We start from the raw sequence: 22,036 nt of genomic DNA, 5'->3' as shown, positions 1-22,036 counted from the left end.
GGCTCGTCGCAGCCGGCAAGCCGAAGATCGTCGCCCTCGTCGCAACCATGCGAAAGCTCCTCACCATCCTCAACGCTATCATCCGGGACGCAAAACCATGGCAAAGCGCTTGACGCCAAAGACAGTCGCTCTCCCCTCGGGGAGAAGGGATGCTGGCGCGAACCGTTCTACTCCCCTTCGCCCCAACGTGGAGAAGGTGGCCCGGTAGGGCCGGATGAGGGGGCGCGGCCAACGTCCAGAGAAAGCAATGCATTTTCAAATACATCCCCGCCATTCATCGCATCCCGCTCAAACGCGTTGAATCACTTTCTTCACAACGCAGCCATTCACCCGCACCAAGCCCCGGAATTACACAGCCGCAGGCTCGCTTAACCCCGCATTTCCAATCTCCAAATATTGATCGCCAGACCCCGCTGACGCAGGGAACAAAACCGCCCCGTCGGCTGTTTCAGCCGCGATGATCACACCGGAAGGATAACGATCATGCGCAGGCTCATTTCAATCACATCCATAGTGCTTCTCATTGCAGCCCCGGCCTTTGCCCAGTCGAGCATGGGTGTCGATACCAACGGCCGGTTCGATGGCAGCCCGCCTCCCGGCACGTCGCCGGCCTATGACGCGCAGCAAAGCGGCCTGGAAATACCGCTCGATCCGATCGAAACCGGCGGCATCACCATCCTGCGCCCGTCGAGCTGGAGAGCGCCGTGCGAGCGCGACAGCACGCATCAGACGCGCCGCGATGGCACTGTCAACGCGGCCTGCCCGGACCGGACGAACTAGGGCTGCCGATTGCCTGTTGCGCCACGCCGCCCGCAGCCTTGCGGGCGGGATGTCGGCGTCTGCGCCTAAGCCAGAATGGCTCGCGGCTCGAGAAACGCCTCAAGCCCGAAGGTTCCGAACTCACGGCCCATGCCCGATTGCTTGAAACCGCCGAAGGGTGCAAGCGGCTCGTGCGGCGCGCCGTTGATCACCACGCGGCCTGATTCCATCTGCTCGGCGACCCGCCTGGCGCGATCGATGTCGCTGGAATGGATATAGGCCTGCAGCCCATAGCTCGTGTCGTTGGCAATGCTGATCGCGTCCGCCTCGTCCTTGTAGGGGATGACCGAGAGCACCGGGCCGAAGATTTCCTCGCGGGCGATCCGCATTTCGTTATGCACATTGGCAAAGATCGTCGGGCGAACGAACCAGCCGCGGTCCAAGCCTTCGGGCCGCCCGCTGCCGCCGGTGAGGATCTCCGCACCTTCCTCCTCGCCAAGCCGGATATAGGATTGCACCCGGTCGTATTGCTTCTGGCTCACCATAGGTCCGACCTTGACCTCGGGATCATCGGGGTTGCCAGTCTTGATCGCTTCGATGCCCGATTTCAGCCGCGGCAGGATCTCGGGCATCAGGCTTTCCGGGACAAGAATGCGGGTACCGGCGACGCAGGCCTGGCCGCTGTTCATGAGCCCCATCATCAGCACGGCCGGAATTGCGCTGTCGAGATCGGCATCGTCGAGAATGATGTTCGGTCCCTTGCCGCCGAGTTCCAGCGTCACGCGCTTCATCGTCTCGGCGCCGGAGCGCAGGATCTGTTTGCCGACGGCGGTCGAGCCGGTGAAGCTCACCTTGGCGATATCCGGATGGCTGCTGAACTCGGCGCCGACGACATCGCCGCGGCCGTTGACGATGTTGAACACGCCTTTGGGCAGCCCTGCCTCATGCAGGCATTCGGTGATCAGCTGCGTCTGGATAGCGCTCATCTCGCTCGGCTTGATGACGACGGTGGAGCCCGCAGCCAGCGCGGTGGCCAGCTTGGCGCAGATGAAGCCATAATTGCTGTTCCACGGCGTGATCGCCGCCACGACGCCCAACGGCTGCATGGTCACCGCGGCGCGGCCGATCGTGCGGGTGAAGTCGTAAGTCTCCAGCACTTCCGCCATCTTCAGGAATGCCGAGGCAGCGTAGGGGACCGAAAACCCGGTGAAATATTGCGGGGCGCCGTATTCTTCGGCCATTGCCGCGGTCATCTCTTCGGCGCGGGCCGAAACCGCAGCGGCCAGACGCTGCAGCATCTCGATCCGCTCTTCCTTGCTGGTGCGCGAGAAAGCCGGGAAGGCGCGCTTGGCGGCGGCGATCGCGGCGCGCGCATCCTCGCGGTTGCCGAGCCTGACGGTGCCGATCTTCTCTTCGGTCGAGGGATTGAAGAGCTCGGCGATTTCCTCGCCCTGAGGCGTCACGAAGGCGCCGTCGATATAGACCTGAGTAATGTTGCGCATCGCTTTTCTCCTTTATGCGATACGCCCTATCTGGCACCGGCCGATTGATCTGATAAGCTGCTCAATAACGGACGAGCTGATAAGGAGATCAGGACAATGATGCGCGGCACGCTGGCGGAACTGGAAGCGGTCATCGCCGTCGCTGCCAAAGGCGGCTTCCGCGCTGCTGCCCGCGACCTCTCGATTTCCTCCTCGGCCCTCAGCCAGCAGATCGCCACGCTGGAGGCAAGGCTGGGCGTCCGCCTCTTCAACCGCACCACCCGCAGCGTCACGCTCTCCTCGGCTGGCGAGCAGTTCGTGGCCGAGGTGACCCCGGCGCTATCGGCCATCCGCCGCGCTATCGACCAGGCCGACGAGCACCGCTCCGAGCCTTCGGGCACGCTGAGGATCAACACCTCCATCGGCGCCGCCCGGATGATCGTCGCGCCGCTCGCCGTCGAATATCTCAGGCGCTACCCGGCCATGCAGCTCGAAATCGCCACCGAAGGCGCGCTTGTCGATATCAACGCGAAGGGCTTCGACGCCGGTATCCGCATCCTGGAAGCCGTGCCGCCGGATATGATCTCCGTGCCGATCAACCGTTTCATCCGCCCTGTCATCGCCGGCTCACCCGGCTATTTCAAAGAGAAGGGCATCCCCAAGACCCCCGCCGATCTCGAAACCCACCGCTGTATCCGCGCCCGCATGGCAAGCGGCACCATTTACCGCTGGGAGTTCGAGCGGCGCGGCGAGGCATTCACCATGGATGTGCCCGGCACGCTGATGCTCGACGACAGCGACCTCATCCTGCGCGCTGCGAGAGAAGGCGCGGGCGTTGCGTACCTCAACGAATGGCAGGTCGGCGAAGACCTGGCTTCCGGCCGCCTGATCCGCGTGCTGGAAGATTGGACGGCGCCCTATCCGGGGCTGTGCCTCTATTATCCCGGGCGGCGGCATATTCCGGCCAAGCTCAGGGCGTTTGTCGAGCTGGTCCGGGAGGTCAGATGGGATTGAGAGTCAATCCGCTGTGGCCCCCGATGTCGCTGTTTTCAGAGGCGGTTTTATCAAGGCCATCGCCCTTGCGATAAGAGGCGAAAGGAAGGCCTTTATCAGCCTCTGTGCCTCGCCGATCAGTCCGCAGCCGAGTGTGCTCAAGAGGACCACTGGGACAAAGGATCGAATATCCAACGGGCCCATTTTCGAAATCTGATGGGCAACGATGATGATGACGGTCTGGTGGGCCACGTAGTAGGTCATCATCGATCTGTTCAGGAATGCGATCACCCGGTTGGGGCGGTTGGCCATCCTGCCGGCAAAGCCCAGCAATGCGATGATGGCGCACCATTGGAAGATCGATCTGGCAATCCGCACCAGGACGACGACGGCATCCGGCCAATCTTCCCGCGGGACGGCAACGACGGCTGCCGCAACGACCAGAAAAGAGATGATGGCAAGAGCGCCGCCAAGCCATCTCTGCCGGTCGACTTCACGCCAGAACGTCGACTCCTCCATCAGCAGCGAGCCGGCCATGAACATCGAGAAATAGACGAGATGGGCATAGACGTCGGTGTGTATCGCCCGCGTCTCGCCGAAGATCGGGTATAGCCAGAGTCTCGAGGCGGAAAGCAGAATGATCGGGATCAGGAAGAGGTTTACGCCGCGGAGCGAATTTGCGAATGCGGACGGGAGGTTCGGCCAGACCCTCTGAAGGTAAGGCCAGAGAAACGACCAGGCGAAGACGTAGATCCAGAGATAGGCCAGGAACCAGAGGTGCTCGAGCGTTAGCCCGGAGACCATGAAGGCTTTCCAGAACTCCCAATAGGAGAGGCCGGGAAAAGGATTGAACTCCGAAAGATATATCTGGGGCGGGACAACAAGAAGAACGCCCAGCGTGAAGGGCAGCAGCAATTGCCGCGTTCGCGTCCCTCGGATGTCACTGACAGATCGGCTGCGCAGAAGCGACCGCGTGACGAGCCCCGAGATGAAGAAAAGCAGGCTCATCCGCCACGGATGAGAGGCGGCAGCAATCAGATCGACCAGCCGGCTGCCGTCGATGGAGTTGAGCAGCCACGTCCTCGTCCCATAGGCGAGACTTGTATGATAGATAATCAGCGTGCCGAAACACAGGACGCGCAACGCGTCGAGATCGTGGCGCCGCCCGCCCGATTTGATGTCCGTCATGATTGTTTGCCCCAACCCAGGCAATGCAATCATAGGAATGTTTATTAGATCTTAATTTTTCTTCTCAGGTTGCATCGAACGTCCGCAAATCGCAATTTTTTGCGGCAACCTGAGATATGTGCGCCGGAAATCCGGCCTCGCCGGGCATCCGAACTTCGCGATCGTTCTGTGGGCCAGCCGTCACCGCTTCAGGTCGATCCAGACTTCCCGCTGACGCCATCGGCGGATGGCACGGCGTTTCGCGCCGCTTCCTTGAAATATTGGGAAACCGTCAGACGCAGTGCCTTGGCATCGTCAGATGAAATTCCATGCGGTTCATAGGTGACATCGGCCACGTCGCGTTTTGAAAAATAGCCGTAGAACATCAAGGCCGAGAGATAGCTGCCATAGATCGATGGATGGTTGCAGTCATCGTAGAGGGTGAAACTCTGAGGGCGGCTCTGCAGGTCTTCCCAGACGAGCCCGACATTCACCAGATCGACCCCGGTCGATGCCGCAAGGCGGGCATGCTGTTCCTGAATATTGCGGTGCATGTTGGCATAGCCGGCAGGCGAAATCCCGGTTGCCGATTTCGGCATGCCTTCATTATCCTTGCACTGATCGGTATAGCGCCAGGTCACGAACATCGCAGGCCTGGACCCCTTGCCCTGCGCCTCCCGGATCAGATCGGCGGCGACATCCCAGGTGTCGCCGGAGCGCTCGGCGCTGTATTGATCGCTGCTCAGCACCTGCAACACGACATGATCCCAGCGCCGTGCCAGCAAAGCCTGCGTATTCGGGTCGTCCATATGGGTCTTCAGACTCACCCCCGGCTCGGCATCCATGACGATCTCAAGCTTGTTGGGATAGCCCGCCGAGTCGGCGATCGAACGCACCATGTCAGGCATGTGGTGATAAAAGGTCCGGCTGTTGCCGATGAACAGCGCCGTCTCCTGCGGCCTTTTATCGAACACATCGGCGGCGTCGCGCACATAGCCGCTGAATGGCGGCAGGAAGACAAGTGAGCCGAGTAAAATTACAAACAGGGTGCCTGCCCGAGCGAATTTAAACAACATGTGTCCTCATGGCGGTCGCGGTGCCCTATGAGGTAGCCATCGATACGTAAAGGATGGGTTGAATAAACTGCGTGATTTTTAGGCCTGCGGGTTTTGGGATGTCGGAAATGAGTCAGCGCCGGTTGGATCTATGGCGTAAGAGCCTTCCACCAGCCCAGCCGGCAATAGCGGCCCCGCCCAGGATCGTTCCTGCCGCCGCGAAAAACACCAGCATCGGCCGCCCCATATCGGCCCAGAGACCGCCGAGCGCCATCCCTGCCGCTCCGCCTGCCGTCAGCACGGCATTCAGCAGCGCCTGACCTTCCGATGTCCGGCCGTGCGGCAGCGCCTGATCGATCATCTGCTGCATGACGAGCAGGCTGGGTGAGATGAAGAGCCCAGCGAGTGCGAGAATGGGAAGAAGCAGAAACGGTGGGGAGGCCAGCCACAGGCTGAGGCCTGTGGCTGCCAGCCCAAGACCGAAGCCGGAAAGAGACGCGGCAAGCAGCCGATGACCGGCAAGGCGCCATTTTCGCGCGCCGAAGAACAATCCGCCGCCGATGCTGCCGATGGCAACTGCCGCAAACATCAGGCCGAGCATCAGGCCACGCGTCGAGATCGCCTGGGCTGCGGACGTCAGGGCAACATCCATCTGCCCGAAGCCGATAGACATGGCTGCTGCAACGAGTGCGATGAGCAGCACGCCGGGCTGCAGAACAACGGCCCGTGCCGCGCCTGCCGTCGGCGTATCGGGCTTCTCACCGCTGGCTTGGCCCGCTGGAGAGAAGGAATAGCCAACCCCGCCTGCCGCAAGCAGGATGCAGGTGGCAATGACGGGAAGCGCCGGACCGCCGCCATATAGGCCCGCGACGACCAAGGGCCCGAGCACGAAAAGCGTCTCCACGGCCACTGCATCGAGGGCATAGGCAGGTGCCAGCAGCCCCGAGCTTTCCGGCACCAGCTGCCGCCAGGCAACGCGCATTGCTGGCGTTATCGGCGGGAAAAACAGGCCAACGCCGAGCGCCAATCCGGCGATAATAGGAAGCCCCCATTCCATCTGCGTGCCGGTCAACGCCAGGGCAAGAAATGCCGCCGATATCACGGATGTCCCGCCGATGATCGGCCGGTGCGGACCTCTATCGAGCGCGCGGCCCCAGAACGGCACGGACGAGGCGCTGCCGAGCGCGAAAGCTCCGGAGACGGCGCCGCCATGCGCGTAGGAGCCGGTTGCCGCCTCGACGAGGATCAGCAGGCTGAGCGGAACCATGGCGATCGGCAACCGGGCGATGAAAGCCGCGATATAGGACCAGCGGGCGGCGGATATCGTGAGGATGGCAAGATATGCGTTCACGGCTCAGGCCACGCCGGTGGTTTCGCATCAACTGTCATCCTGCTCACAAATCCGTCCCCCAGAATCGGTACGTCGCCACCTATACAAACGGCGCCGGAACGAAATGGCAACACTTCCGCTGGTAGGCTGGGCCGTTGGCGGCACGCAAGTGGGCAGGATCGAATGGCGGACATCGCTTCGCCGAAAGGGTTTAAGGGCAATGTTCAATCGCGTGATAATCTATGCGGCCGATATCGAGGCAACCGCCAGCTTTTACGAGACGCACTTTCAGTTCACCGTTCGCAGGCTTGAAGGTGACAGGATCGTCGAGCTCATTCCGAACTCGGGCGGTGGGTCGATCTTACTTCATCCCGCGGCCAAGGGGCAGCGGCGCGGGCAGTCCATCGTAAAGCTGGTGTTCGATGTGCAGGATGTTAGCGCGTTTTGCGGCGAATGCGTAGCGAAAGGGTTGACGTTCGGTCCCGTTCACGTCGCCGACGGCTATGAATTTGCCAATGCCAAAGATCCTTGCGGCAACTCGATTTCAGTATCCAGCCGGGCATACCGCTCACCTTTGCCGGATGCCTCTAGTTCGCTTATCCGCAAAGGGCCGAAACCGGAGCGTTGACGCTTCACTCCGGGGGCGTCACCCTCTCAAACAAATGCTCATACACCAACACCAATCCCCGCTCGTCCACCCTCAGATCCGCCTCGAACCCGATCGAGTTACCAAGATCGACATAGCGCACCCGCCCCGGCCCCTGCCTGTCGTAGCGCTGCCTGGAGCGGTGCACCATCATCGCCGGGCCGTCGATGAAGGCGGTGTCGAGGGTCAGGCTGGCGCCTGAGGTTTCCGGGGTGCGGCGGATCGGGAAGGTGTTGCAGAAGGGGGTGACGGAGAGGTCGGGTTCGTCGGCGCCGTCGAGATCGGGGCGGCACAGGCCGTCCACCGTCCAGCCGCCGGGCACGCGCTCCAGCGTCAGCCTCCGGTGGTCGCGGCCGTTCCAGCGCTCGACGGCGACCGATTGCGCGCTCCAGCTGGCGTCCAGCCGCCAGTGATGGTCGAGCCGGAAGCCGCCGTCTTCGAGACAGAGGACCGTGGATGATGCCGTGACGCTTTCGGCGCCGATCGACAGGGTGAGACGCTCGAAACCTTCGATATCGGTACGGCGCCAGAACAGGACGGATTTTTCCATGCGAGAGCCTCCCTTACGCGCGTGGATGCGCCTTGCGGAGATCGTGCAGAGGGGGCGTCAGCCGAACTCCCGGCCCTGTGGCCGGGCACAACCTAGCATTTTTACGGTCGCCGTTGAACCATCCGGTTATGAAGGCTTCGCCACGGCGCCGATCTGGTGCCAGTGGCGGTTATCGCGCTCGATGAGCTCGTCGGCGCAGGCCGGTCCCATCGTTCCCGGCGCATAGGCTTCCGGCGCGCCCTCCTTGGCCCAGAGGTCGAGGAAGGGCTGGACGGCCGCCCATCCGGCCTCGATGCCGTCTGCACGCTGGAACAGCGTCTGGTCGCCGATCATCAGGTCGTAGATCAGCGATTCATAGCCGGTCATCTTGCCGATATCGAACTTGTCGGCGTAGCGGAAATCGAGCGAGACGGGCACGGTATCGACCGAAAGGCCGGGGGACTTGATGGAGATTTCCATGCTCATGCCCTCGTCCGGCTGCACCTGGATGACCAGCCGGTTCGGCGGCAGGCGGCGCGTCACGTCGGTCTCGCGGAATTGCGCGAAGGGAACCGGCTGGAAGGTGACGACGATCTCGGTATCGCGCGCCGTCATCGCCTTGCCGGTGCGGAGATAGAAGGGCACGCCGGCCCAGCGCCAGGTATCGGCATAGAGTTTCAGCGCCACGAAGGTCTCGGTCTTGCTATCAGGCGCCACCTGCGGCGTTTCGTGATAGGCGGTGATATCGGCGCCGTTGAGCTTGCCCGCGGTATAGACGCCGCGCACGCCATGGGTCTTTGCTTCCTCGGGCGTATAGACCCGCAGCGCCTTCAAGACCTTGCTCTTCTCGTTACGGATTGCCTCGGCGTCAAAGCTGTTCGGCGGCTCCATGGCGATCATCGCGAGCAGCTGGAAGAGATGGTTCGGCACCATGTCGCGCAGCGCGCCGGTTGCGTCGTAGAAGGCGCCGCGGCTGCCGACATCGACGATCTCGGCGGCGGTGATCTGCACATTGTCGATATAGCGGTTGTTCCACAGCGCCTCGATCATCATGTTGGCAAAGCGCGCCGTCATCAGGTTCTGCACCGTTTCCTTGCCGAGGAAATGGTCGAGCCGGTAAACCTGGTTTTCCGAGACCTTGGCAAGAATCTGCGCATTCAGCGCCTTGGCTGAGGCAAGGTCGGTGCCGAAGGGCTTTTCGATGGCGATGCGCCGGAAGCTGTTATCGCCTTCCGTGGTCAGCTTGTTGGCGGCAAGACGCTCGACGATCTCGCCGAAGAAACGCGGCGGCACCGCGAGGTAGAAGGCGGCATTGCCATCAAGCCGCTTGCCGATCTCGCCATAGATTTCATCCTTGGTGAAATCGCCGGAGAGGTAGGAGATGCGGCTGCGCAGCTTCAGCCAGGCCTCGTCCTTCGACATCGGCTGGTCGCCGCCGAGGCCGGAGAGAAATTCGTCCAGCTTGCCGCGCAGCATCTCGTCATCGCCCGGATCGATGCCGATGCCGAGAATATGGAGATCGTCGCCGACCAGGCGGCTGCGCGTCAGGTTGATGATCGCCGGGATGAGCAGACGCCGCGTCAGGTCGCCCGTGGCGCCGAAGATCACAAGCGTGGCGGGCGGGGTGGGCACGGCATCGGTCATGGCGGTCTCGCTCCTTGCGTATCGCAGCGAATATAAGCGAGGGGGCGCCGGGAGCAAGCGGGACGGCGTGACGCAGAGTGCGCCAGCCACCCGGCATGTCAGGCGCCCTGCGGCGCAGGCGCCAGGATGCCCTGCTCGACGGCCAGCGCGATCAGCCGGGCGCTGAGTTCGCCCAATGTATCGGATGCCACGCCGATCGGCAGCATGCGCCGTTCGACGCTTGCTGCCGTCACCCCGGCCGAACCCCAGGTGCCGCCCTCGGTGAAGAAATTGTGCAGCAGCGGCTGCAGGCGGTCCATGGCATTGGCAAAGCGCGATTCCGCCGAGACCTTCGCCTCGAACTCGTTCCAGAGCGCCCGGAATTCTTTTGCCTGATCATCCGGCAACAGCGCAAAAATCCGCTCGGCGGCCTTCAGCTCCCGCTCCACCTGGCTCGCGGCAAGCACTGTGTCATAAGCAAAGGTATCGCCTGCATCGATCTCGACGATATCGTGGATCAGCAGCATCTTCAGGACGCGCAGAAGCTCGACCTTCTCGCGCGAATGCTCCGAGAGCACCATGGCCATCAGCGCCAGCTGCCAGGTGTGCTCGGCATCATTCTCGACGCGCGAGCGATCCAGAAGCGGCGTCCTGCGCAGCACCGTCTTCAGCTTCTCGACCTCAAGAATGAAGGCCAGTTGCTCCATCAGACGGCGATTGCCGAGAAAGCCTTCGAGATAATCGGCGGTGATCTGTTGGCGCATGTCAAACTCCTCATGCTGCGTGACGGCAAGGCGGGCGGGTCAGGCCGCCGGTGGCGTAGCATCGAACCCCGCCAAGCGCCATATCGCGATGTCAGGACTGGAGAAATCCACCGCGCTCCTTATGTCATTCCCGACGGCAACAAGCGGGGAGGAAACGCAACATGGCCAAGAACACCATCTGCCTCTGGTATAACGGGGATGCTGAGGAAGCCGCAGGCTTCTACGCCTCGACCTTTCCCGACAGCGCGGTGACCGCTGTCGTCCGGGCGCCGGGCGATTATCCCGATGGCAAGCAGGGCGATGTGCTGGTGGTCGAATTCACCGTTGCAGGCGTCGCCTGCATCGGCCTCAACGGCGGCCCGGCCTTCCCGCAGAGCGAAGCCTTTTCCTTCCAGATCGCGACTGAAACCCAGGAAGAAACCGACCGCTACTGGAACGCCATCGTCGGCAATGGCGGCAAGGAAAGCGAATGCGGCTGGTGCAAGGACAAATGGGGCCTCTCCTGGCAGATCACCCCACGCGTGCTGAGCGAGGCTCTGAAAGCCTCTCCAGCGGAAGCCAAGCGCGCCTTCGACGCGATGATGACGATGCGGAAGATCGACATCGCGGCGATCGAGGCGGCAAGGCGGGGGTGAAGGAATAGCAGCCTGTTTGAACAACTTATCAAACCTTGATATGATTTAGTCGTATCAAGGAGGCCGGGATGCGGACCACGCAAGCATTGAGCATCACACTGCCGGTCGAGATGGCCCAGATGGTCAAGGACAAAGTGTCATCCGGCGAGTATGCCAGCGAAAGCGAGGTCATTCGTGCCGGTCTGCGGGCCCTGAGCGCTCAAAATGCCGCGATCGACAGATGGTTGCAGGGAAGAGGTGCCGCCGGCGATCGATGCGCATGACGCCGATCCCGGCCGCGCGATCCCCATCGCAGAGACGCGCAAGCGCCTTCAATCCTTCATGGACGCTCGACTCTCCGCCAAGCCCGCTGCCAAATGAAATACACGGTCGCTTTCGATCCCCGGGCCGAAGCGGACTTGCAGCAGATCTATCTTTATCTGGCGGATTTGGCGGTCACCGGATCGCCAGCGCTTACGTCAATCAGATCATCGACTAATGCCAGGAATTCGAGACGTTTCCTGAGCGTGGCCGCCGTCTCGACCATATGAGGCCAGGTCTGCGCACAGTCGGTTTCAAAAGGAAGGCGACGATCGCCTTCCTTGTCCGGGCGGACAGCGTTACAATCCTGCGCATCTTCAATCACGGCAGAAATGCCGTACTGGATGATGATGGTGAACCGTCAGCGGGCTGATCAGCCCTTCACCGCCACCATGAAAATCCGCGGGAAGCGCAGCAGCACGCGGCCGTCGGTCATTTTAGGATGGGCCTTTTCGATGCGTTCCAGGTAATCGGCCAGAAACGCCTCGCGATTCTCTTCGCCGGCCTGGGCGAGATAGGGCATCAGCCCGGTGCCCTTCAGCCATTCGACGATCGCAGCCGCATCCGCCATCGGGTGGTTGTAGATCGTGTGCCAGATATCGACGCGAGCAGCCTTGGCGGAAAGCCGGCCGTAATAGGTCGAAGCCGGCGGCAGCGGCTTGCGGCGCACGCTTTTCTTCTCGAAACTGGCCTTCCACGGCCCGGCATGGGCGGTTTCTTCCATTGCCAGATGCGTCGGCTCGGAGAGATTGTCGGGCATCTGTACGGCCAGCACACCGCCCGGCGCCAGTCCGTCCATCAGCCGGTCGAAGATGTCGAGATGGTCGGGCAGCCATTGGAAGACGGCATTGGCAAACAGCAGATCGGTCTCGCCCGAAGGCTGCCAGGTGGACAGATCGGCCTTTTCGAAGCGCGTCTGCGGCAGGCGCTTGCGGGCTGCTTCCAGCATGTTGTCGTCGCTGTCGAGGCCGGAGACATTGTCCGCACCATAGCGATCGACGATCAGTTCGGTGGAATTGCCCGGTCCGCAACCGAGGTCGATGGCGTTTCTGACGGATGTCAGCGGCACCTGGGCCAGGAGATCGCGCGCCGGGCGCGTCCGTTCATCCTCGAATTTGACGTATTGGCTGGCAGACCATGCCATGGCGGAACCTCCTGCTGATATGTCTTTGCGCGGAGCGCCGATCAGTGCGCCGCGGGCCAGCCATCTCTATCAGCAATCCGGAGCCGCTTATACGCGCGCTGCGATGACAAACCAGTGAACATCAGTCAAAAAAGGCGCCCTTTACCGGCGCCTTTCGAGATGCTCAGGCAGCCCGGATCCGCGTGCTTCCGCTATTGGCTGCCGCACCCATCCGCTGTGCTGCCACCGGTGAGCCGGAGGCTTCCGCCGGAGCCGCAAGCTGGCCTGCCGCATCGCTGTCGATGATCGCCGAAAACGCCGCTGCCGTGGCCCCGTCGTTGCAATAGCCATGCGCCTGGCCGGCCGAAATATGAAGGATGTCGCCTGCAGAAACCGCGATCTCCTCGCGGCCCTGATCCGTCATCCGCCAGACCGTCAACCGGCCCTCGATGATGCGCAGCACTTGTTCGCTGCCGATCGTTTGCGCGGTGCCGGAAACACCGGCGGGCACGCTGACATCGACGATGCTCAGCCATGCGCCCTGCAGGCGCACCGTGCGCTCGATGCGCTCGGCAGCAACGAAAAACACCTTGGAGCCCGTCTGGGCAAAGTTTTTGACACTGGAGTTGGACATTAACGTCCCTTTCATTCTTTTTCTTGCGGCAGCCCGTTAGACCTTCGCAGCCGGTTTGGCAACCTCCGAGATGTCGGGGACAACAGTCGCGAAGCGATCGGCGATCTCTGCCAGCGCTGTGCGCTGAACCGTGTCGGCCGGGATGACGCTGCCCAGCGGATCCGGCAGATCGCGGGTCGCCGTGGCCGATGCGACGACGGTCGCCTGCAGCCCGAGGTCGAGGGCAGCCCGTGCGGTGGCCCCGATGCACATATGCGTCATGAAGCCCACGAGGATCAGTTCCGTTCGGCCGGTATCCGCAGCAATCGCGGCTAGGGTCGCCTGGAGTTCGGTTCCGGCAAAGGCGTTGGGCAGCGTCTTCGAAATGATCGGCTCGCCATCGGCAGGCGTCAGCGCAGGCATGATACCGGCGCCATGCGAACCGGCCGCAAACAGCCAGCTATCGGCTCCTGACAGGTGGATGACATGGACGACCGGAACACCGTCAGCGCGGGCCTTGCCAAGCAGGCTCTGGATTTCCTTGGTGGCCCCGGCGACGCCTGAAAGCGGCAGGCTGCCGTCTGCATAGTCATTTTGCGCATCGATGATGACGAGAACTGCTTTCGTCCAGTCGGCCGCTTTCGCGGTGACGCCGGAGCGCTGAAGAAGGGTGAAGGGAGCCATGCGTTCATCTCCTGTTTTACAGATGGAGAATGATGTAACGCCTTTCCGTGTGATCGAATATTCGCTAATTATTCGCAATGGCTGAGCAAAAACGCACAGATATCGATTGGGAAGATCTCCGCTTCTTCGCGGCGCTCGCAAGGCATCGCAGCCTGTCGGCGGCGGCCCGCGCATTGAAGGTCAACCATGCCACCGTTGCGCGCCGAATATCCGCGCTCGAGTTGAGCCTCGGCGCGCAGCTCTTCGAACGCCGCCCCGATGGATATGTGCTGACGGCGCAGGGGCAATCGATATCGGCAGAGACTGCGGCGATGGCGTCGGCAGCCTCTGCGATCCGTGACCGAGTCGTCTCGCCGGAGGGGCCGGGCGGACGCGTACGGCTGACGACCATCCGTTCGGTTGCCGATCTGCTTCTCGCGCCAAATCTCGGCCAAGTCCTCGATAGACTTCCCGGCATCGAGCTCGAAATCCTGACGGATGTTCGCGTCCACAGCCTGGCACATCGCGAGGCCGATATCGCGTTGCGTCTCGGTCGGCCGAAGGACAGCGACCTGACCGGCAAGCGCGTTGCCACCATCACGCACGGTTTCTACGCCAGTGCGACGATGGCTGCCCGCTGGCGGGCAGGCGAGGCCGTGCCCTTGATCGGATTCGATCTCGACAGCGAGCAGTTGATCGCCGAGGCCCGCTGGCTCGAAACGCACTATGCGCATCATTCCTATTCGGTGCGCTCCGGCAGTACCATCACCCAGGCGGTTGCCGCCGCAAACGGCATGGGCGTCGTCATGCTGCAACGCTTTCAGGCGAGGCAATATCCGTCGCTTGTCGAGATTGATTTCGGCGCTGTCATGCCGGGCCGCGAGCTGTGGATGCTGGCGCCATCGGGCCTGATGGGCGTGCCAAGGGTCAGCGCCATATGGGAGCGTCTGGCCATCCTGTTTGCAGGCCTTGGCGATCTCTAGCGCTTCTTCTCCGCCTTGATCCGCTTCACGACCGCATCCAGCACCGCGCTATTGCCGGTGATGAACCGCTCGGCCACGACCTTCAGCTGCTCGATATTCGTCGTGCTGGCATCGTCCAGATCGTCGTTGGCGCCCTGAAGCGCGCCGTCGATACGGAAATAGGCAAGGGTCTCGGGTTTCGCAAAGCTCATGTCTGTCGAGCCTTCGGTATTCAGCCTGGCGCCCTTGGGGTTCAGCAGCTTGTTCGCCTGATAGGCCGCCGTGCTTGCCTGTCCCTGCATCAGCACCGAGATGAGCGGTGTGCCGTTCTGCGGGTTGATCCAGCCGAAGGCACCCCAGTTCTTGGCCTGCTGATAGGGAATCTTGCGGTTCTGCCGCCCGGTGCCGAGCGACAGCACGACGAAGCTGTCATCCGCCGCCTGCCAGAGCTTACGCGCCTCGACATAGGCCGCCAGCACCGGATCGTTGGCAAACACGCCGCCATCGATCAGCGGGATCTTTCTTTGCGCGTCGCCGGCCGGCTTGCCGAGGTTCTCGACCAGTGCCGGCTCGAAATAGGTGGGTGCGGCAGAGGAGCCGCGCGCCGCTTCCCAGAAGCGGAACTTGGCGTTCTCCATATCGCAATTGGTCATGAACACGGCTTCGCGCTGGTGAATGTCATAGCCGGTGATCAGCACCTTCGTCAGTCCGTCGGCAATCAGCGTGTTGGCCCCGAGACGGGCCTGGAGCTTCTCCTCCAGCGCCGTCGCATCGTAACGCTCCTCCTGCCATCCGCCGATATTGAGGATGCGGGCGATGATCTTGGAATAGAAGATGTCCTTGCCCTCGTCGGCATAGAGCTTGACGAGATCGGCAGGCGTGCAGGCGGCGATCTTCTTGTTCTTGGGGTTCGGGCAGGTCAGTCCGGCGGCGATGATGGCGCCGGTCGAGGTGCCGCCGATCAGGTCGAAGGCCTCATGCATGGCAAGGTCCTTCAGGCGCTTGGCAAGCTCGGCGATCACAAGTGCAGGAATGAGGCCGCGGATGCCGGCGCCATCGATCGATAGAATAAAACGAACCGTCATGTTCCCCTCCGCTCCGAAATCATTCCGGGCAGAAGGGATTATGCTTCATGTATTATAAATTGCAACTCGACTAAATACACCAATAAATAGTTAACGATTGCGCTTCGACTGTGCCGTTGCGGCACGCCTAGAATTGCGTGATCACGCTGATGCCGAGCCCTTCCGACCGTTCCATCGCGGCGAGGGCGGGCACGGCATCGGCGAGGCTGATCCGCTTGCCGATAAGCTTCTGCGGCGCGATCTTGCCGGCCGAAAGCATCGCCAGCATCGCGTCATAGCGCCAGGCCTGCATGCCGTGGCTGCCGTAGATCTCCAGCTCGTGGCCGATCACCTGCGCCATCGGGATCTGAGGCGTCGAATGGTCGCCGAGCATCAGGCCGATCTGCACATGCCGCCCGCGCCGCCGAAGGTTCTTGATCGAGTTGAAGCAGGTGACAGGATGGCCAAGCGCATCGATGGAGACATGCGCGCCGCCTTTTGTGATCTCGCGCACTGCCTCGGGCACATCGCCCACCGTGGCCGCATTGACCGTCGCCACCGCGCCGCATTCGCGCGCAAAGGCGAGCTTCTCGTCCGAGATATCGATAGCGATCGGATTGGCGCCGAGGGCCGCCGCGATCATGATGGCCGAAAGGCCGACGCCGCCGCAGCCGTGGATGGCGATCCACTCGCCGGGTCCAGTGCGGGCCTGATCGGCCACGGCGCGGAAGGAGGTGGCGAAGCGGCAGCCGAGGCTGGCGGCCGTCGCATCGTCGATCGTTTCAGGCAGATGCACGAGGTTGGTCTCGGCATAGTCGATCGCCACATATTCGGCGAACGAGCCCCAATGGGTGAAACCCGGCTGGAACTGGTTCGGGCAGACCTGCTGGTTGCCGGAATGGCACTCGCCGCAATGGCCGCAGCCCGAGACGAAGGGCACGGTCACCCGGTCGCCGACCTTGAAACGCATCACGCCCTTGCCTGTGGCGACGATCTTGCCGGCCAGCTCGTGGCCCGGCACATGCGGCAGGCGGATATCGGGGTCGTGCCCCATCCACCCATGCCAGTCGCTGCGGCAAAGCCCGGTGGCGCCGACGGCAATGACGACGCCGTCTTCCGAAGGCGAGGGATCGGCCACGGTGCGGATCTCCGGCAGCTTGCCGAAGGCGTCGTAATACATGGCTTTCATGGTGTTCTCCCGCGTTCGAATCCGGCCCTATGATGGCACGGCGCGCGCCTCGCTTTCCATCATTTTTGCTGATCGATCCATCGCATAGGCGTGAAGGGCGGAGACGGATTGTTGCGGCGGGGAAAGCGCATGCGCCATTTTCTTGCGTCCGCTTTTTGAGCGATAGTTTCTCCTTGACCCCGCCAGTTTGGAAGGATTTTGCTTCTGCAACTTGTTTGAGGAGAAGAAAAATGGCCGTCAACACAGCGCCCCGTTCCACCACCTGGACCTATGTCGATGGCGAGTGGCTGAGCGGCAATCCGCCGCTGATCGGCCCGACCTCGCACGCCATGTGGCTCGGCTCCACCGTCTTCGACGGCGCCCGCTGGTTTGATGGCATCGCGCCCGATCTCGATCAGCACTGCCAGCGCATCAACCGCTCGGCCGTCAACATGGGCTTGAAGCCGACCAAGACGCCCGAGGAAATCGAGGCGCTCGCCTGGGAAGGCATCAAGAAGTTCGACGGCAAGACGCCGATCTATATCAAGCCGATGTACTGGGCCGAGCATGGTGCGCCGTTCAGCGTCGTCACCGCCGATCCGGAATCGACCCGTTTCGTGCTCTGCCTCTTCGAAGCGCCGATGGGCGGCCATGGCGGCTCGTCGATCACCGTCTCGCCCTTCCGCCGCCCGACGCCGGAGACGGCGATGACCGAGGCCAAGGCTGGCTCGCTCTACCCGAATTCCGGCCGCGCCATCGCCGAAGCCCGCGCGCGCGGCTTCGACAACGCGCTGATGCGCGACACAAACGGCAATGTCGTCGAGACGGCTTCCTCGAACGTCTTCATGGTCAAGGATGGCGTGGTGTTCACCCCGGTCGCTAACCGCACCTTCCTCGCCGGCATCACTCGCGCCCGCGTCATCGGCCTGCTCCGCCAGGCGGGTTTCGACGTCCGCGAGACCACGCTCTCGGTCGAAGACTTCATGGGTGCCGACGAGATCTTCACCTCCGGCAACTACTCCAAGGTCGTCGGCGTCGTCAGGCTCGATGGCCGCGATTTCCAGGAAGGTCCGGTCACGCGCAAGGCGCTGGAGCTTTATATGAACTGGGCCTATGGGCGGACGGCGAGCGGGGAGTAGCGCCCGCTCCACCCTCAACGGCGCTCTGTCACACCGTCAGCATCCGCGCACGCTCATCCTGCGTGATTCCATAATCCTTGCAGGGCAGGCCGTCCGAAACCTCGTCACTGAGAAACGTCATCCCGAGCTTCTCGGCCACCTTGATCGATGCATCGTTGCCCGCAAAGATGTTGGCGACGATGCGTGGCAGATTCAGCGTTTCGAAGCCGTGGTCGAGCACGGGGCGCGCGGCCTCCGTCGCGTAGCCCTGGCCCCAGGCATGGCGGTTCAGCCGCCAGCCGATCTCGATGTCGGGTCCGATCGTGTCGTAGGGGATCAGCATCACCCAGCCGAGAAACTGCTTCGGCGCGGTCTTGGCAAAGATCGACCAGTAGCCGAGACCTTCGCCGAAATCGCTTTCCATGCGGTTGATGACGAAGCGCCTGTGCGCGTCCGGATCGGCCCAGGGGCCGGGAATATAGCGCGTCACCTCGGGGTCGCGGTCCATCGCCATACAGTCATCGAGGTCGGCCAGCGTCCGCGGACGCAAAATGAGACGGTCGGTGACGAATATCTGCTGCAAGCGCTTCTCCCGTTGCATGCGGTTCCGTTCTGAAACGCAATCATAGCGCCGGGAGTTGCAAACGATAGTCTCAGTTTTCGTCTTTTGGCTTCACAATCCACGTGAAGGCGGCACCGGCGGCAAGCAGGACACAGGTTCCCAGGAACACCGAGGGCATGCCGATATGGCCGCCAACGAAACCGCCGAGCACCGGCCCGGCCACCTGGCCGACATATTGCGATGAGACCGAGAGGCCGAGAATGCTGCCTGCCGCGCTATCTGGCACGCTGTGGCGGATCACCGCCGAGATGCAGGGCAGCAGCCCGCCGAGGGCGATCCCCATCAGGAAGCGCAGGATGATCAGCTGCCAGGCGCTGGTGACGAAGGCCTGCGGGATCAGCAGAACCGCGGCCACCGCCAGCGCGCCCGCGATCACCGGCCAGTGGCCGATGCGGTCGGCGAGCTTTCCGAGCCGCGAGGCAGAGAGGATGCTGCCAAGCGCCGCTGCCGACATGACGACGCCTGCGATCATCGTCACGCTTGCCTGATCCGTGACGAGATCTGCGACATAGACGGTGATGATCGGCTCGATCGACATGTTGGCGAGCATCAGCAGCATGCCGGTCAGAAGCATGGCGATAACCGGCCCCTTGTCCGGGATCGAGCGCCAGCCGCCACTGGCCTTGGCGGCCTGCTTGCGGGCGGGGGACTTCTCCTCCTTGATCAGAAAAGCGGTGCCGAGGAACGCCAGGAAGATGAAGGCACCGGCGGCCAGAAATGTGCCGCGGATGCCGATCAGCGGCGGCAGTGCCCCGCCGATCAGTGGGCCGACGAGATTGCCGGCCATGATGCCTGATGACAGCATGCCGAGCGCCCAGGCCGAACGGTCCTTCGGCGTCTGCGTCGCCACCAGCACCATCGAGCCGGAGGAATAGCCACCGGCCAAGCCGACGAAGAGGCGGAGCGCCACCAGCTGCCAGACGTCTCCCGCCATGCCCATCAGCGAAATGGCGATCGTCATGCCCAGACTGGCGCGCACAAGCATCAGCTTGCGCCCATAGATATCGCCGAGCCTGCCCCACAGCGGCGCCACGAACGCGGCGGCAAAGAAGGTCGCGCCATAGGCAATACCCGACCATTGGACGATCGCCGCATGATCGCGGACACCGAGTTCCTCGACATAGAGCGGCAGGAAGGGAAGCAGCAGCGTCATCGCCACGATCGTCGTAAACGAGCCGATCAGCGAGACGGCGAGGTTGCGTTTCCAGTAAACGGACCCGGCCGCGGCGTCGGCTGCGTTCATCGGGGTGTCGGCCATATCAGGGGTTCTCTATGCGTCTTCGGGAGCCTTGGGGAGCGGGCAGCCTACGCCCGGCTTATCGCGGTGCCAAGGACGGATAGCGCCCGAACCGTCTGCTCGTTTGCGGCTTTCACTGGTTTCCGCTATAAACTGATTGCAAATCGAAACCGGAAAAAGGATGAGGTTTGCGATGAGTGTGACGGACGATCGAGAGCAGATGATCCGCGCCCTGTTCGCCGCCTATCTCGAAGGCCACAAGGATATCGTCGGCGCGATGCTGTCGGATGATTTCACCTTTTCCAGCCCGCGAGACGATCATATCGGCCGCGCCGCCTATTTCGACCGCTGCTGGCCAGAGCCGCCTGCCTTCCGCGCCATCGAGATCGAGTACCTCACCATCTCCGGCGACGAAGCCGCCATCCGCTATCGCGCCGTCAAAAACGACGGCTCCGCCTTCCACAACATGGAAAGCTTCCGCTTCAAGGGCGGGAAGATCGTCTCGGTCGATGTTTATTTCGGACGTGAGGCCAATGATCGATGACGACGAATACTGCGATCGCCGGCCGTTTTTCAGATCTTGCCTGGGGACAATTCACGGCGGACAGGACCGGTTCCGAAAGCGCCGGGCCCGCCGTGCCATCCCCATCCTGTCCATTAACGGGAAAAACACGTGGGTTTAACCATGTTGCTTAGCCTTTGATTCATCCTCCCAGAGCAGTTTGCGGCCGGGGTGGCTGGGAACCAACCTCGAAGGATCGGAAGCTATGACCTATGCACTTGTGCTCTTCTCGGCCGTGACGGCGATCGTGGTGTCGATTTCTGCGATCGGCACGGCGCCGGCGCCAAACAGCAAGTGGCCGGAAATCCAGCCGGAAAAGACCTCCAGACTGGTGCAGGCGCACCGGCCCTGATCCGCCACATTTTGCATGAACGGCGGGTTCATCGCCGGTTCAGGGCAGGGGGCTAAATCTCTCGCCTGGCTGGATTTTTGGAGAACCGCAATGAAGATCATCACGCTGGCAGCAGCGCTCGTTATCGGAGGCCTTTCGGCACTGTCAGCCGAAGCAATGCCGGTTGCGCCGCTTGCCGTGGACAATGCCGCCGCATCCGATGTGACCAAGGTGGATTACGCCTGCGGCCGCGGCTGGCACATGACCCGCTGGGGCGAATGCCGCCGCAACGACTATCGCCGCTATGCACCGCCTGTCCGCTACTGGCACCGTCCCCCACCGCCGCGCTGGGGCTGGGGCGGCGGCTGGGAACGCCCGCGTCCCTATTACCGCGACCGTGACCGCGGCTGGGATGGCGGTGGTCGTTACGACCGCTACTGAGCGATAGTGAAGCGAATAGCAAACCGGGGCAGAGGCCCCGGTTTTCTGTTTTCGTAGCTCAGCGACGCTTCGGCGATTGATCTCTGTTGATGACAACCGGCGTTTAGCGTATCTCAAGAATGAGGTACGTACATCATTTCGGACGTCAACTAAAACGCGGGGAGGCAAGACAGTGGAAACATTCAATCCAAAGCCGGAATTTGCCATCAGAGACGAAGAGGCACTTCGGGGCCTGTTCGAGCCGACCCATGCTCTCTCGCCATACAGAAGTGCCAGAACACGCTGGGCCGGCACGCGCAGGAATTTATCCGCCGCTCGCCGTTCCTCTGCATCGGCACACAGAGTTCGAATGGCAGCGCCGATGTCAGCCCGCGCGGCGACCCTGCCGGTTTCGTCAAGATCCTGGATGAGCGCACCTTGGCGATACCGGACCGTCCGGGCAACAATCGCCTCGATACGCTGGTCAACATTCTGGCCAATCCAAATGTCGGATTGCTGTTCATCATCCCGGGGTTTGACGACACTTTGCGGGTGAACGGGACCGCCACTCTCTCGCGGGACCCCGGCCTGCTCAAGAGCATGTGCGTTAACGATCGTGTGCCGAAACTCGCAATCGTGGTCACCGTCAGTGAAGCCTTCATGCATTGCGCAAAGGCGTTCCGGCGCTCGCATCTGTGGAACCCCGAGCACTTCCAGGACCGCAGCGGAATGCCCTCGCTGGTGAAGATCATTCTGGACGAAACGACCGGGGCTCCTGCCGACGCGTCGGCAATGCGCAAGATCGATGACGATCTCGAAGCCGACTACAAGAGGACGCTCTACTAGCGCCGGGACATTCTGGCGGGCCGCG

Annotated in this window: 24 protein-coding genes and 3 pseudogenes; 12 read left to right on the top strand and 15 right to left on the bottom strand. The window is 62.3% G+C overall.

The features are described 5' to 3' along the window. Positions 1-113, top strand: a pseudogene (locus tag AC1DV9_RS28760) (IS110 family transposase); the annotation flags it as partial. A gap of 370 nt (positions 114-483) precedes the next feature. Beyond that, positions 484-780 (top strand): hypothetical protein, encoded by a 297-nt coding sequence (locus AC1DV9_RS28755; RefSeq protein ID WP_112517294.1) that lies wholly within the window; start codon positions 484-486, stop codon positions 778-780. Between the two features lie 65 nt (positions 781-845). Here the strand turns inward: AC1DV9_RS28755 and AC1DV9_RS28750 are convergent, their stop codons facing one another. Continuing rightward, positions 846-2,261 carry an aldehyde dehydrogenase family protein gene (locus tag AC1DV9_RS28750; RefSeq protein ID WP_477951245.1) on the bottom strand — a complete coding sequence of 472 codons (1,416 nt, stop codon included), beginning with the start codon at positions 2,259-2,261 and terminating at the stop codon, positions 846-848. A 99-nt stretch (positions 2,262-2,360) separates the two neighbouring features. Between AC1DV9_RS28750 and AC1DV9_RS28745 the strand changes: the two genes are divergently transcribed. Beyond that, positions 2,361-3,254, top strand: a complete 894-nt coding sequence (locus AC1DV9_RS28745; protein ID WP_477951250.1) for a LysR family transcriptional regulator — start codon at positions 2,361-2,363, stop codon at positions 3,252-3,254. A 3-nt stretch (positions 3,255-3,257) separates the two neighbouring features. Here AC1DV9_RS28745 and AC1DV9_RS28740 read toward each other — a convergent pair whose 3' ends face one another. From AC1DV9_RS28740 to AC1DV9_RS28730, 3 genes are all read right to left on the bottom strand, one after another. Continuing rightward, a complete protein-coding gene (locus tag AC1DV9_RS28740; protein ID WP_477951243.1) occupies positions 3,258-4,421 on the bottom strand; it encodes an acyltransferase family protein in 1,164 nt (387 codons plus the stop codon). Between the two features lie 188 nt (positions 4,422-4,609). Next, positions 4,610-5,476 carry a hypothetical protein gene (locus AC1DV9_RS28735; RefSeq protein ID WP_477951241.1) on the bottom strand — a complete coding sequence of 289 codons (867 nt, stop codon included), beginning with the start codon at positions 5,474-5,476 and terminating at the stop codon, positions 4,610-4,612. 112 nt (positions 5,477-5,588) lie between these two features. Further along, complete coding sequence (locus tag AC1DV9_RS28730) at positions 5,589-6,806, bottom strand: MFS transporter (RefSeq protein ID WP_477951240.1); 1,218 nt, start codon at positions 6,804-6,806, stop codon at positions 5,589-5,591. 199 nt (positions 6,807-7,005) lie between these two features. On the opposite strand from AC1DV9_RS28730, the gene AC1DV9_RS28725 reads away from it, so the two are divergent. Beyond that, positions 7,006-7,413, top strand: coding sequence for a VOC family protein (locus tag AC1DV9_RS28725; protein ID WP_477951248.1), 408 nt, complete (start codon positions 7,006-7,008; stop codon positions 7,411-7,413). Between the two features lie 4 nt (positions 7,414-7,417). Here AC1DV9_RS28725 and AC1DV9_RS28720 read toward each other — a convergent pair whose 3' ends face one another. The 3 genes from AC1DV9_RS28720 to AC1DV9_RS28710 form a co-directional block, all read right to left on the bottom strand. Continuing rightward, the gene (locus AC1DV9_RS28720) at positions 7,418-7,981 is read right to left on the bottom strand and encodes a putative glycolipid-binding domain-containing protein (protein WP_477951238.1); all 564 of its coding nucleotides are present in this window, start codon (positions 7,979-7,981) and stop codon (positions 7,418-7,420) included. Positions 7,982-8,107: 126 nt separating this feature from the next. Further along, positions 8,108-9,604 (bottom strand): glucose-6-phosphate dehydrogenase, encoded by a 1,497-nt coding sequence (gene zwf, locus AC1DV9_RS28715; protein WP_477951236.1) that lies wholly within the window; start codon positions 9,602-9,604, stop codon positions 8,108-8,110. A gap of 98 nt (positions 9,605-9,702) precedes the next feature. Further along, positions 9,703-10,347, bottom strand: coding sequence for an HD domain-containing protein (locus AC1DV9_RS28710; RefSeq protein ID WP_477951234.1), 645 nt, complete (start codon positions 10,345-10,347; stop codon positions 9,703-9,705). A gap of 161 nt (positions 10,348-10,508) precedes the next feature. Between AC1DV9_RS28710 and AC1DV9_RS28705 the strand changes: the two genes are divergently transcribed. Together AC1DV9_RS28705 and AC1DV9_RS28700 are read left to right on the top strand one after the other, a co-directional pair. Then, positions 10,509-10,982, top strand: a complete 474-nt coding sequence (locus AC1DV9_RS28705) for a VOC family protein (RefSeq protein ID WP_477951232.1) — start codon at positions 10,509-10,511, stop codon at positions 10,980-10,982. Positions 10,983-11,050: 68 nt separating this feature from the next. Beyond that, positions 11,051-11,342, top strand: a pseudogene (locus AC1DV9_RS28700) (type II toxin-antitoxin system ParD family antitoxin). Positions 11,343-11,397: 55 nt separating this feature from the next. Here AC1DV9_RS28700 and AC1DV9_RS28695 read toward each other — a convergent pair. From AC1DV9_RS28695 to AC1DV9_RS28680, 4 genes are all read right to left on the bottom strand, one after another. Continuing rightward, entirely contained in the window at positions 11,398-11,607 is a 210-nt protein-coding gene (locus tag AC1DV9_RS28695) for a hypothetical protein (protein WP_477951230.1), read from the bottom strand. Positions 11,608-11,655: 48 nt separating this feature from the next. Further along, positions 11,656-12,426, bottom strand: coding sequence for a trans-aconitate 2-methyltransferase (gene tam / locus AC1DV9_RS28690; protein WP_477951228.1), 771 nt, complete (start codon positions 12,424-12,426; stop codon positions 11,656-11,658). Between the two features lie 163 nt (positions 12,427-12,589). After that, positions 12,590-13,039, bottom strand: a complete 450-nt coding sequence (locus AC1DV9_RS28685; RefSeq protein ID WP_477951226.1) for a cupin domain-containing protein — start codon at positions 13,037-13,039, stop codon at positions 12,590-12,592. Between the two features lie 36 nt (positions 13,040-13,075). Further along, positions 13,076-13,702, bottom strand: coding sequence for a cysteine hydrolase family protein (locus AC1DV9_RS28680; protein ID WP_477951224.1), 627 nt, complete (start codon positions 13,700-13,702; stop codon positions 13,076-13,078). A 77-nt stretch (positions 13,703-13,779) separates the two neighbouring features. On the opposite strand from AC1DV9_RS28680, the gene AC1DV9_RS28675 reads away from it, so the two are divergent. Then, the gene (locus AC1DV9_RS28675) at positions 13,780-14,664 is read left to right on the top strand and encodes a LysR family transcriptional regulator (protein WP_477951222.1); all 885 of its coding nucleotides are present in this window, start codon (positions 13,780-13,782) and stop codon (positions 14,662-14,664) included. Here AC1DV9_RS28675 and AC1DV9_RS28670 read toward each other — a convergent pair. Both AC1DV9_RS28670 and AC1DV9_RS28665 read right to left on the bottom strand, forming a co-directional pair. Beyond that, the gene (locus tag AC1DV9_RS28670) at positions 14,661-15,728 is read right to left on the bottom strand and encodes a patatin-like phospholipase family protein (protein ID WP_477951220.1); all 1,068 of its coding nucleotides are present in this window, start codon (positions 15,726-15,728) and stop codon (positions 14,661-14,663) included. The genes AC1DV9_RS28675 and AC1DV9_RS28670 overlap by 4 nt on opposite strands. 127 nt (positions 15,729-15,855) lie before the next feature. After that, positions 15,856-16,896, bottom strand: coding sequence for a zinc-dependent alcohol dehydrogenase family protein (locus tag AC1DV9_RS28665; RefSeq protein WP_477951218.1), 1,041 nt, complete (start codon positions 16,894-16,896; stop codon positions 15,856-15,858). 230 nt (positions 16,897-17,126) lie between these two features. On the opposite strand from AC1DV9_RS28665, the gene AC1DV9_RS28660 reads away from it, so the two are divergent. Further along, entirely contained in the window at positions 17,127-18,014 is an 888-nt protein-coding gene (locus AC1DV9_RS28660) for a branched-chain amino acid aminotransferase (protein ID WP_477943180.1), read from the top strand. A gap of 28 nt (positions 18,015-18,042) precedes the next feature. On the opposite strand, the gene AC1DV9_RS28655 is transcribed toward AC1DV9_RS28660, so the two are convergent. Next, entirely contained in the window at positions 18,043-18,576 is a 534-nt protein-coding gene (locus AC1DV9_RS28655) for a GNAT family N-acetyltransferase (protein WP_477831425.1), read from the bottom strand. Positions 18,577-18,646: 70 nt separating this feature from the next. After that, the gene (locus AC1DV9_RS28650; RefSeq protein ID WP_477951216.1) at positions 18,647-19,873 is read right to left on the bottom strand and encodes an MFS transporter; all 1,227 of its coding nucleotides are present in this window, start codon (positions 19,871-19,873) and stop codon (positions 18,647-18,649) included. 172 nt (positions 19,874-20,045) lie between these two features. On the opposite strand from AC1DV9_RS28650, the gene AC1DV9_RS28645 reads away from it, so the two are divergent. The 4 genes and pseudogenes from AC1DV9_RS28645 (at position 20,046) to AC1DV9_RS28630 (ending at position 22,011) form a co-directional block, all read left to right on the top strand. Beyond that, positions 20,046-20,396, top strand: a complete 351-nt coding sequence (locus AC1DV9_RS28645) for a nuclear transport factor 2 family protein (RefSeq protein WP_477951215.1) — start codon at positions 20,046-20,048, stop codon at positions 20,394-20,396. A 223-nt stretch (positions 20,397-20,619) separates the two neighbouring features. Then, entirely contained in the window at positions 20,620-20,766 is a 147-nt protein-coding gene (locus AC1DV9_RS28640) for a hypothetical protein (protein ID WP_477951213.1), read from the top strand. Between the two features lie 90 nt (positions 20,767-20,856). After that, positions 20,857-21,186 carry a GCG_CRPN prefix-to-repeats domain-containing protein gene (locus AC1DV9_RS28635; protein WP_112389808.1) on the top strand — a complete coding sequence of 110 codons (330 nt, stop codon included), beginning with the start codon at positions 20,857-20,859 and terminating at the stop codon, positions 21,184-21,186. 172 nt (positions 21,187-21,358) lie between these two features. Next, positions 21,359-22,011, top strand: a pseudogene (locus AC1DV9_RS28630) (pyridoxamine 5'-phosphate oxidase family protein). Positions 22,012-22,036: the final 25 nt, after the last annotated feature.

The sequence above is a fragment of the Rhizobium sp. 01L410 genome (assembly GCF_056400165.1).
The sequence above is the reverse complement of the archived record's forward strand: the minus strand, read 5'-3'. Positions and strand labels throughout refer to the sequence as shown.